General features: G+C 63.5%; 8 protein-coding genes. 4 read left to right on the top strand and 4 right to left on the bottom strand.

Annotated features, from left to right (window positions below; translation table 11 throughout):
• Positions 1-40 precede the first annotated feature (40 nt).
• Positions 41-811 carry a hypothetical protein gene (locus AC0L20_RS20005; RefSeq protein ID WP_473291206.1) on the bottom strand — a complete coding sequence of 257 codons (771 nt, stop codon included), beginning with the start codon at positions 809-811 and terminating at the stop codon, positions 41-43.
• Between the two features lie 293 nt (positions 812-1,104).
• Between AC0L20_RS20005 and AC0L20_RS20000 the strand changes: the two genes are divergently transcribed.
• Positions 1,105-2,136 carry an ABC transporter substrate-binding protein gene (locus tag AC0L20_RS20000; protein WP_473291203.1) on the top strand — a complete coding sequence of 344 codons (1,032 nt, stop codon included), beginning with the start codon at positions 1,105-1,107 and terminating at the stop codon, positions 2,134-2,136.
• Positions 2,133-4,826: a hybrid sensor histidine kinase/response regulator gene (locus tag AC0L20_RS19995; protein ID WP_473291200.1), complete on the top strand. Its 2,694-nt coding sequence runs from the start codon at positions 2,133-2,135 to the stop codon at positions 4,824-4,826. Before AC0L20_RS20000 ends, AC0L20_RS19995 begins: the two co-directional genes overlap by 4 nt.
• An 81-nt stretch (positions 4,827-4,907) precedes the next feature.
• Here the strand turns inward: AC0L20_RS19995 and AC0L20_RS19990 are convergent, their stop codons facing one another.
• Both AC0L20_RS19990 and AC0L20_RS19985 read right to left on the bottom strand, forming a co-directional pair.
• Positions 4,908-6,476 carry a hypothetical protein gene (locus tag AC0L20_RS19990; protein ID WP_473291198.1) on the bottom strand — a complete coding sequence of 523 codons (1,569 nt, stop codon included), beginning with the start codon at positions 6,474-6,476 and terminating at the stop codon, positions 4,908-4,910.
• 173 nt (positions 6,477-6,649) lie between these two features.
• The gene (locus AC0L20_RS19985; RefSeq protein WP_473291195.1) at positions 6,650-7,579 is read right to left on the bottom strand and encodes a LysR family transcriptional regulator; all 930 of its coding nucleotides are present in this window, start codon (positions 7,577-7,579) and stop codon (positions 6,650-6,652) included.
• Between the two features lie 129 nt (positions 7,580-7,708).
• Between AC0L20_RS19985 and AC0L20_RS19980 the strand changes: the two genes are divergently transcribed.
• Together AC0L20_RS19980 and AC0L20_RS19975 are read left to right on the top strand one after the other, a co-directional pair.
• The gene (locus AC0L20_RS19980) at positions 7,709-8,647 is read left to right on the top strand and encodes a ring-cleaving dioxygenase (protein WP_473291193.1); all 939 of its coding nucleotides are present in this window, start codon (positions 7,709-7,711) and stop codon (positions 8,645-8,647) included.
• Positions 8,644-9,270 carry an alpha/beta hydrolase gene (locus AC0L20_RS19975; protein WP_473291191.1) on the top strand — a complete coding sequence of 209 codons (627 nt, stop codon included), beginning with the start codon at positions 8,644-8,646 and terminating at the stop codon, positions 9,268-9,270. The genes AC0L20_RS19980 and AC0L20_RS19975 overlap by 4 nt, the downstream gene beginning before the upstream one ends.
• A 44-nt stretch (positions 9,271-9,314) precedes the next feature.
• Here the strand turns inward: AC0L20_RS19975 and AC0L20_RS19970 are convergent, their stop codons facing one another.
• Positions 9,315-10,289 (bottom strand): magnesium transporter CorA family protein, encoded by a 975-nt coding sequence (locus AC0L20_RS19970; RefSeq protein ID WP_473291188.1) that lies wholly within the window; start codon positions 10,287-10,289, stop codon positions 9,315-9,317.
• Positions 10,290-10,297 lie beyond the last annotated feature (8 nt).

Below are 10,297 nucleotides of genomic sequence, written 5' to 3'. Positions count from 1 at the left end.
GATCCACAACCGGGTGGGAGAATGTCGTGGCAGCGCGGCATCAGAACTGGCCGGGCGGCAGCTTGAAGATGTCCGGGCTCTTGGCGTCGGCGACGTAGAACAGCAACAGGCTGGTCGGCGTCAGCACTCGCTGGTTGTTGTCCTTGTTCTCGAACGTGCCCTGGAGAAGCAGGATGACCGAGCGATCCTTGGCGTCGCTGCCGCGGAACATCACGATGCCGCCGTTGACGGGCATGTTGACCGCGATGGAATCGGGCTTGAAGCCCTCGCTGAGGAAATGGGCGCGCAGGATGTTGGCGTTGGAGAACAGCTTTTCCGGCGTGATCGTCGTGTCAGTGCCCTTCGACCAGACCGCCCCGATCTGGATCAGAGACTTCGACTTGTAGCCGAACACGTAGGAGAGCTCCGCGGTGCCGCCGTTCGGCAGCAGCTCGGGCGCCGAATAGAGCAGGCTGTGCGTCAGCTCGGATGCATTGTCCTGCGCTCTGACGGCGTCGGGCTTCGCGCCGAAATCCTTGGCGATCGCCGCGCGCACGTCGGCCTCGTTCATTCCGAACTTCGCGGAGCGGAAGCCGTCGATCGCCTTGGAGTCGATCGCCTTGGACCTGTCGTCCGCGGCCGCGGTCTCGGCCGCCGACGTCGCGCCGGCAGCGACCGGCGTCCCGGCTGCTGCGGGAGTGGCACCGGCGGCGGCAGATCTCGGTGCGGGCGCCGCTTTCTGCTTCGGTACGGCGCCCTGGGCCGCAAGGGGCCCCGCTGCAACGGAGGTGAGCAGGCCGACGAGGGCCGGAACGAGATAGATCTTGCGCATCGAAAACCTTCGAAAAATTTGAAACAACGCTTCAAAAATCGGCAGCTACGAAATCGGCCTCCCCGAACCGTCATCACGACCGAGACGGAAAATGTTGCAACGCCGCAGGGCGTTACAAGGTGTCACGGAGGAGACAAGGTTCGAAACAGCGACTCTTTGGCGGCGTAGGAATACGGTATGGGGCCGCCAAACGCTGCGAATGAGCAGTCACAAACGCATTTTTTCATCAATTGTGGATGCCGGCCGTTCGCGCTAAGCATCGGGTTGGGGCACACCATCATGCAAAGACATCCATGACCGAACGGCCTTCCGCTCTCGCGGTCGATCGCCGCGGGTTCATTCGCCTTGCGGGCACGACCGCCGCAGGATGGCTGGCGCTCGGCGCGACATCTGATCGCATGCGCGTCGTCGCATCGCTGACGGCGTTGCCGCTCGACGACGAACTGACCAGAAGGAGCATGATCGACAGCCCGACCTCCCGCCTGGGCGGCCTCATCGTGGGCTTGAGGCAGCGAGGCTGGGTCGAAGGCGTCAATTTCCGCCTCGAACTCCGCTCGACCTTCGGCGCGCCGGACAGACTGAAAACCGCGGTTCAGGAATTGCTGGCGCTCAAGCCGGATGTGATCCTGACCGGCTCGACAGTCGAAACCGCAGCCGTCCTGGCGGCCACCAAAACCATCCCGATCGTGTTCGCGACCGCCAACGATCCCGTCGGCAACGGCTTCGTCGAAAGCCTCGCCCATCCCGGCGGCAACGTGACCGGCTTCACCAACAGCAGCGCCGAGATGGGCGGCAAATGGCTTCAGCTCATCCGGGAGGCGGTGCCGGATCTTGCGCGCGTCGGTATCCTCTACAACCCGGCGACCACGCCTCGCGGCGGCCGCTTCTTCCTCGATTCCATCGAGCAAGAGGCAGCACTGGCCGGCGTGTCCGTGGTCCTCGCCCCCGTCAGCGCGCCAGCGGAGATCGATGAAGCGGTCAGGCCCTTCTCCGAACCGCCCAAGGCGGCGATGATTGCGCTGGTCGACAGCTTCCTGGTGGTCCACCGGCAGGCTGCGGTGGCCGCGGCGGCCAAATATCGCGTGCCCACGATTTACCCGTTCTATTATTTCATGGATGCGGGCGGACTGATGAGCTACGGGCCGACGCTCGAAGTGCGCTCGGCTGACTATGTCGATCTCATCCTGCGCGGCACCAAGGCCGGCGACCTGCCGGTGCAATCGCCGCGGAAATACGAACTGCTGATCAACCGCACGGTCGCCCGCACGCTGGATTTGACCATACCATTCACGCTGCTCGCGCGCGCCGACGAGATCCGCGAGTGAACGAGACGATCGACCAGGGAGATTTGCGGCCACCTCCCGGCCGGCTGTTCCGCAAATACCTCTACTCGATCGTCGCGCTCGCTTTCGCCGCGCTCGCCATCAACACCGGCTTCGACGTCTGGTTCTCCTATCGCGAGCAAAAGCAGCTTCTGGCAGCGATCCAGCGCGAGCAGGCAGCAAGCGCCGCCATCCAGATCGGCCAGTTCATTGGCCAGATCGAAAACCAGATCAGATGGCTCTCGCGCCTGCCCCCGGAGCTGTCCACGAACGAGGACCAGCGTCTGAACGCCATCCGCCTCCTGCGCCTCTCGCCCGCGGTCGCGGAAATCGCCGAGCTCGACGCCCGCGGCCGCGAGCAGGTGCGCGTGTCGCGCCGTGTCGCGGACAGGATCGGCAGCAAGGCCGACCTCTCGGCTTCGCAGGCCTTCCGCGGCGCCAATGAAAGCCGCGCCTATTACGGACCGGTCTACTTCCTCGGCGACACCGAGCCGTTCATGACGCTCGCCACGCGCGGAACCGGCCTCACGCCCGATGTGATTGTCGCCGAGGTCAATCTTCGCTTCATCTGGGACCTCGTCGCCGGGATCAGGGTGGGCAACACCGGCAAGGCCTATGTGGTCGATCGGATGGGGTTGTTGATCGCGCATCCCGATTTGTGGCCGGCGTTGCGCCGCAGCGATCTCTCCGGCCATGCCGACGTCCGCGCCGCGCTCGATGGCGTCGGGCCGCCCTCCGGCGGCCTGGTCAAGGAGGATCTGTCCGGTCAACGCGTGCTCTCGACCTATGCGACGGTCCCCTCGCTGGGCTGGTTGGTGTTCGTCGAGCTGCCGCTCACCGAGGCCTATGCGCCGATCTATGCGTCGATCGGACGCTCGACTTTTCTCCTGGTCATCCTGCTGGCATGTGCGGTGCTGGTCTCTCTCTTTCTGAGCCGGCGCATGACCGTGCCGATCCAGATCCTGACGCAGGGCGCGCGGCGGATCGGCAGCGGCGACCTCGGCCTGCGGCTCGCGATCAAGACCGGTGACGAGCTGGAGGCGCTCGGCGATCAGTTCAACCGGATGGCCGCTCACTTGCGCGAATCCTATGCGACCCTCGAACGCAAGGTGATCGAGCGCACCTCCGAACTGGAAAAGACCCGCGACCAGGCCCTTGCCGAGCACGATGCCGCCGAGCGCGCGCGCAGCGCGGCGGTCGCGGCCAACGAGACCAAATCGCGCTTTCTCGCGGTCGTCAGCCACGAGCTGCGTACGCCGCTGAACGGCGTCATGGGGGTGCTGCAACTGCTCGACGACGGCAGCCTCGGCGAAGCGCAGCGGCGCCACCTCACGACCGCGGCCGCGTCGGGCGAAACGTTGATCGCGCTGGTCGACGGCATCCTCGAATATGCGCGCCTGGAGGCCAGCGCTGAGACTCTGGAGACCCGCGATTTCCGCCTCGACCAGCTCGTCGAAACGGCGGCCGATCTGATGCGTCCGCAGGCCTCTCACAAGGGTCTCTCCTTCGATCTGGCCTGCGCTGCGACGGTCAATACCTCCGTGCACGGCGACCCGGTGCGGCTCAATCGCATTCTGCTCAATCTGATCGGCAACGCGATCAAGTTCACCCCGCGCGGCGGCATCGGCTTGAGCGCGGCCGCCGAGGCACATGACGATCATGTCCTGCTGCGCATCACCGTTCGCGACACCGGCATCGGCATCGCGCCCGACATGCACGAGCGGATTTTCGAGGATTTCGTCCAGGCCGACGACAGCATCGCGCGGCGGTTTGGCGGCACCGGCCTTGGACTGGCGATCGCGCGGCGCCTCACCCGCCTGATGCGCGGCGAGTTGACGGTGGCGAGCACGCCGGGTACGGGCAGCTCGTTCATGCTTGAGGTCCCGCTTGGCCTCGCCGCGAACGGCATCGCGCAAGGCGCGGACCAGCCGCCATCGCGGCAGCTTCGCGTGCTGCTGGTCGACGACGACCCCGTCAATTGCGAGGTCGGCGAAGCGATGTTGAAGAGGCTCGGCCACCACGCCACCATCGCCACGAACGGCGCGGCGGCCGTTGCACTCGCTCGCGATCAAGCCTTCGACATCATTCTGATGGATCTGCACATGCCCGATATGGACGGCGTCGAGGCGGCATCGCGGATTCGAACGCTCGGTCTGCCGACCATGCCGCGCATCATCGCGGTAACCGCCGACATGTCGCGCCGCGCCCGCGAGCGGCTCGCGGAGGCAGGCATTGCCAGGATCGTCAGCAAGCCGATCCTGATCAATGCGCTGCGCGAGGCGATCGAGGACGATGCCCAGAACCAGCAAGCCGCGGCGCAACTCGCCGCAGGCGCGTTGATCGACCGGCATTTCCTCGACGACCAGAAGGAGCTGCTGGGCGCGGCGCAGATCGCAAAACTCCACGACCTGCTGGAACAGACCAGCGAAAAGCTGGTCGAGGAGATCGCCAAGGCAGCGGCGACTGACGATCCCACGCAGCTCGCACGCTGCGCGCATCAACTCGGCAGCGGCGCGAGTGCGCTCGGCCTCGTCCGCCTGTTCGAGCGCAGCCGCGAGGTCGAGCTGGCGGCAGTCACGATGACGCCGCCCGAATGCCAGGACGCCGCCCGTGAGCTCGCCGTGCTTCGAGAGGCCTCGATGAGTGCGCTGGACGATCTGCTCCGGCCGGCGGAGCAGCGTACGATCAGCTAGATGCGCTCGAGTTCTTCATTTTGGGCCCGAAGAAAAATCTGGCGGAGCCTTATCAGTCCAGATCAAGGCAGGCGCCTTACATCAGACTGCCGGGGCGACCTTTTCCGCACTCGACTGCACCGGCTTTGTCGCCGCCAACTCTCCCCCTCTCATGGTTTGTCGATACCAGTACGGAATCGTGACGCCAAAGAGCGCACCGATTGAGGCGCCGAGCAGGCACGGTATCAACAGCAGGTGCTGTACTGTCGGCTGGTTCACGCTCAACCAGTGCATCACGAGAAAGCCCGAAAAGCCCATGAGTACAGCCAGCCCGGCGCTCTCCGCCCACCTGAGCCACCACGGTTCGTGATCCGCTTCGATTGTATCGTCACACGCAAAAGCCAATGCTATCGAAAGCACGGTGGGGAGCAGCAGCCATTTGGCCTGGGCCACGAACGGCAGGACCGGATGAACGGCATCGACTGGAAAATGCGACCGGAGCAGATAGAAGCAAAACGAAATCGGCAGAGTTATCGTGAGGGTACATGCGCCGGAGATCAGATAAGACAGAGTAGGCCTTTCCCTGACGCAACGATAATCGGCAAAGTTCCACAACTGCTTCGGTGCGAGGGCACACACCGCCGCGATTGACTGATTGACCGCCACAAGCATCCCGATGCCTAATGCCCTGCCCAAATCGCCGCCGGCCAGGGAAATCGTCACTATGACGAACAGCGCGACGACCCCGGCGAAGTCCAAGCTCAGCAGATTGAACGGCAGGCGGATCAGAGACGGCCGTTGAATGGAAAAGCCAATCCTTGCAAACTGGTGAGCGACTTCGCTGTCGCTATTGCAACTGTAAAGGAGCACTCTGGCAAGCATCAACCGAATGTCCTCGTAGGCTTCGAGTGCGTAAGAACGAAATTGGTCAACCGGCTCCGCCGCTGGTTCAAGCTGACGCTGAGCGATCTGACTTGTGAGAGTGAAAAACGCCACGGACTGAGCGAAGAAGCTGCTCATCTTCTTCTCGAAAGTGGCTCGCTCTTCGGGAAAGTCGGCGGAATAAGCAGTCCAACCGGGCAGATTGCTCAAGGCAACGTAGAGCGCCAGACATCGCGTAAACCGAAAGCGCACGCTATCCAACGTGAAATCCGGCTGCAGCTGCGCGGCCAGAGAGTCAGGCAGAAGCGTGCTGTTGGCGATATAAAACTTGGTGTCTGCGACCAATCTTTCAGAAATCGTAAGCTGCGTCATGTTGATCCGCTGCGCCCAGCGAACAGCTCCAAGCGGGATCGCGCCCATACGGTGAAAAAAACGCAGCATGGCACCATCAATATCCCGCAGAACAGGAACCGATGGCAGCAACGTCGTTAGGATAAGCGCGGCCACAAGTGGCGCATCAAGGCTCTTCAATCCTTCAGGAATGGGACTTGGCGAGTACAGGAGACCAAGCAATTCCGGCTTGTGGGCAAGGGTCCAGCTCAAGAACATCAGAAGCCCGATGCACGAAATGACATACATCACGTAACTGCTGTAATATTGAAAGCGGGTTGTCTCTGACCTGAGCGTCCTGGGCGTGGCAAAACGATGTCCGGCGTAAAAGGCCGTCAACACTCCCGCCACAAGGTGCGCGGCGTCGAGGTGGATTGTTGTGAAAAATTGATCGATCATAGCGTGCCTCCAAAACAATAAGGCATCTGCAATCGGCTGAATCCATTCGCACAGCCGCACTACGCGTTAGATTGCCAGAAATACTGGCAAGCGGTTGTGAACCAGCTCACATGCCCGCGACGTTTGGTCTCGGACGGACTCTCGCAAAACTTCCTGCCGGCAGATCCATGGATCTATAGCCTGGCCTCTGTATGTCTGCTCCCGCCGGCTTCGTCGCCCTCCCGGCCAAAGCGCTCGACCAGGAAATCGATGAACAGCCGCACCTTCACCGAGAGATGCCGGGTCGGCGGATAGACCGCATAGAGCGCGAGCGACGGCGCGGAATAATCGTTCAGCACCGTTCGCAGTTCGCCTTTCCTCAAGGCCTCGGCGGCGATGAACTCCGGGAGCAGCGCGAGCCCCCTGCCCTTGATCGCGACATCGCGCAGCACTTCGGCATTGTTGACGCAGAGCGACCAGGCCGGCTGAATCCAGTGATCGCCGTCGGTGCCGGTGAGCTTCCACTGATTGCCCGTCAGCAGGAAGCCGTAGGTCAGGGACGCGTGGCCGCGCAGATCCTGCGGATGTTGTGGTGTGCCGTGACGCGCAAGGTAATCGGGCGAAGCGCAGATCATGCGTACCACCGGCACGATTTTTCGCGCGATCAAACTCGACGATTCCAATTCCGCGATGCGCAAGGTCACGTCAAAACCGTCCTGGACGGGATCGAGCAGGTCGTCGCTGAGCACGAGCTGGAGCTGCAGCTCCGGATATCGCGTCATGAAATCGGCGAGCACCGGCCCGAGCCGCAGGGTGCCGAACGACATCGGCGCGTTGACGCGCAACAGGCCGCGCGGCGCCGATTGGGCTTGCACCACTGCCTGGTCGGCCGCCTCGATCTCCGACAGGATCACGACCGCGCGCTCGAAATAGCGCTGGCCGTTCTCGGTCGGGCTCGCATGGCGCGTGGTCCGGTTCAGGAGCTGCACGCCGAGACTTTCTTCGAGGTCGGCGATGTATTTGCTGATCGCCGAGCGTGACAGCCGCAACTGCCGGCCCGCCTCGGCAAAACTGCCGCTTTCGACCACCTTTACGAAGGCCCGGAGACTGGCGACCTTATCCATGGGCCAGCGCCGGCGATTGTTTCCAAATCGTAGACATAGACGTCATATTTGCATGGATTGTCTCCAATCCAAAGCGGAACGATATTTCCGGTCAGAGCAAGACCGCTCCCAGAGCTTTGGAGGACGACAATGTCTGGACTGCACCACGTGACCGCGATCGCCGGCGACCCGATCAGGAATTTCGGCTTCTACACCCGGGATCTCGGCCTGCGCTTCGTCAAGAAGACGGTCAATTTCGATGATCCCGGCACCTATCACTTCTACTATGGCGACGAGACCGGCCGCCCCGGCACCATCCTGACCTTCTTTCCCTGGGCCGGCGTGCCGGCCGGGCGCCGCGGCGTCGGCGAAACGCACCAGACCGCCTTCCGCGTGCCGCAACGCTCGCTCGGCTATTGGACGCAGCGCTTCGTCGAAAAGGGCATCGCTTACGAGGCGCTGGAGAAGCGCTTTGGCGAGTCCGTGCTGCCGTTCACCGACCCTGATGGCATGGCACTCGCGCTGGTCGGCATTCCCGGTGCCGAGAGCGAGACCGGCTGGAGCAATGGCGATGTGCCGGCCGAGCATGCGATCCGCGGCTTCCACGGCGTGACCCTGCTGCTCGACAGCGCGGCGAAGACGGCGGCCGTCCTCACCGACGTGTTCGGCTTCAAGGAGAAGGCGCGCGAAGGTTCGGTGATCCGCTTCAAGGCACCGGGCGATGTCGAAGGCAGCGTCGTCGACATCTACGAGGCCAAGGGCTTTTTGCGCGGGCACCAGGGTGGCGGCTCGGTGCATCACATCGCCTTCCGCGCAGCCGATGACGCCGAGCAGGGCAAGATGGCGCAAAGGCTCGTGAGCAATCACGGCCTGCATCCGACCGAGCAGAGGGACCGCAACTACTTCCGCTCGATCTACTTCCGCGAGCCCGGCGGCGTGCTGTTCGAGATCGCGACCGATATCCCCGGCTTCGCCGTCGACGAGCCCGTCGCGACGCTGGGACGCGACCTCAAGCTGCCGAGCTTCCTCGAAGCGCAGCGCAAGCAGATCGAGGGTGTTCTGCCCAATTTGGAAGAGAGGGTGTCGTGACCGAGAATTCATTCGTCCATCGCTTCGAGCCCGCGACCGGCGCGGGCTCCCCTCCGCTCCTGCTGCTGCACGGCACCGGCGGCGACGAGAACGATCTGCTCGGGTTTGGCAAGATGATCTCGCCCGGCTCGGCCCTGCTCTCGCCGCGGGGCCGCGTGCTCGAGCACGGCATGCCGCGTTTCTTCCGCCGCCTTGCCGAGGGCGTGTTCGACGAGGACGACGTGCGCCGCCGCGCCCACGAACTCGGCGGCTTCATTGCAGAGGCACGGAATCGATATGGCCTGGCCGCGCCGGTCGCGGTCGGCTTCTCCAACGGCGCCAACATCGCAGCCGCGCTGTTGCTGTTGAAGCCGGACGCGCTTGCCGGCGCGATCCTGCTCCGCGCGATGGTGCCGCTGTCGGATCCGCCGAAGGCTGAGTTCGGCGGCAAGCCCGTCCTGCTTCTGTCAGGGCAGGCTGATCCGATCGTGCCGGCGAGCAATTCGGCGAAGCTTGCCTCGTTGTTGTCGGAAGCCGGAGCGCGGGTCGAACACAAGGTGTTGCCGGCGGGCCATCAATTGTCGCAAGCGGATGTGACGCTCGCCCGCGACTGGATCGGCAAATTCGCCGCCGAAGTCGTCTAATCCGGAAAAAGCGGCGCATCGTTGTCGAACGGTGCGCCGCGGCTTCATTCGAACCAGCCGCGCCGCTTGAACCAGATCAGCGGCAGCACGCCGCTGGCAATGATGGCGAGCCACGCCAGCGGATAGCCGAACGTCCAGTCCAGCTCCGGCATGTGCTTGAAGTTCATGCCCCAGATGCCGACCAGAATCGTGGGCGGCACGCCGACGACCGAGACGATGGTCAGGATCTTGAACAGCTCGTTCTGCTGGATGTTGATGAAGCCAAGCACGGCATCGAGTAGAAGCTGGATCTTGTCCGACAATCGCGTCTCGTAATCGCCGAGCGAAGCGACATCCTTGGAGACGGCTTCGAGGCGCTTTTTCGAGGCGGCGGTGATCCATTCACCCCCGACATCGCCGGCGAATGAAGCGATGCGGCCAACGCCAAGCAGGACATCGCGCGCCTTGGCGAGCCGATCCGCCAACTCGCCGATGTTTTCCAGCGCCTCGCGCATCCTGCGGCTGGAGCGGACCGGCCGCTTGGTGCGAACAAGCCCGCCCTTGAAGACACCCCGCGAGAGCCTGTCGACCTTCGCGCCGAGATGCTCCAGGACATCGGCGCCGCGATCGACCATGGCCTCGACCAGGCTGGTGAACACGCACATGCCGTTCTCCAGGCTGTCATCGGAACCGATGCGCTTGCCGATGTCGTCGAAGATCGGCAGCTGCGCGAAGCGCACCGTCACCAGCACGCGCGGGCCGATGACGAATCCCACCGGCGTGATCTCGGCCTCGTTGTCCTCGCTGAGCCGAACCGCCGGCGAGCTGAGATAGAGCGTGCCGTTGTCGAGGATCAGGCGGCTCGACGCTTCGATCTCGCTGAGCGAATCCTCGGACGGAACGCGTATCCCGAGCAATCGCTCGACGAACTGCTTTTCTTCTGCGGTCGCGTCCAAAAGATCAGCCCAGATGATCTCGGACGGCATTTCCGCGCCGATCTTCTGCCAGTCGTCGGATGGCCACCTGTACAGCTTGAGCAAGGAACCGG

The organism is Bradyrhizobium sp. Kon58, from assembly GCF_055807455.1.
The sequence above is the reverse complement of the archived record's forward strand: the minus strand, read 5'-3'. Positions and strand labels throughout refer to the sequence as shown.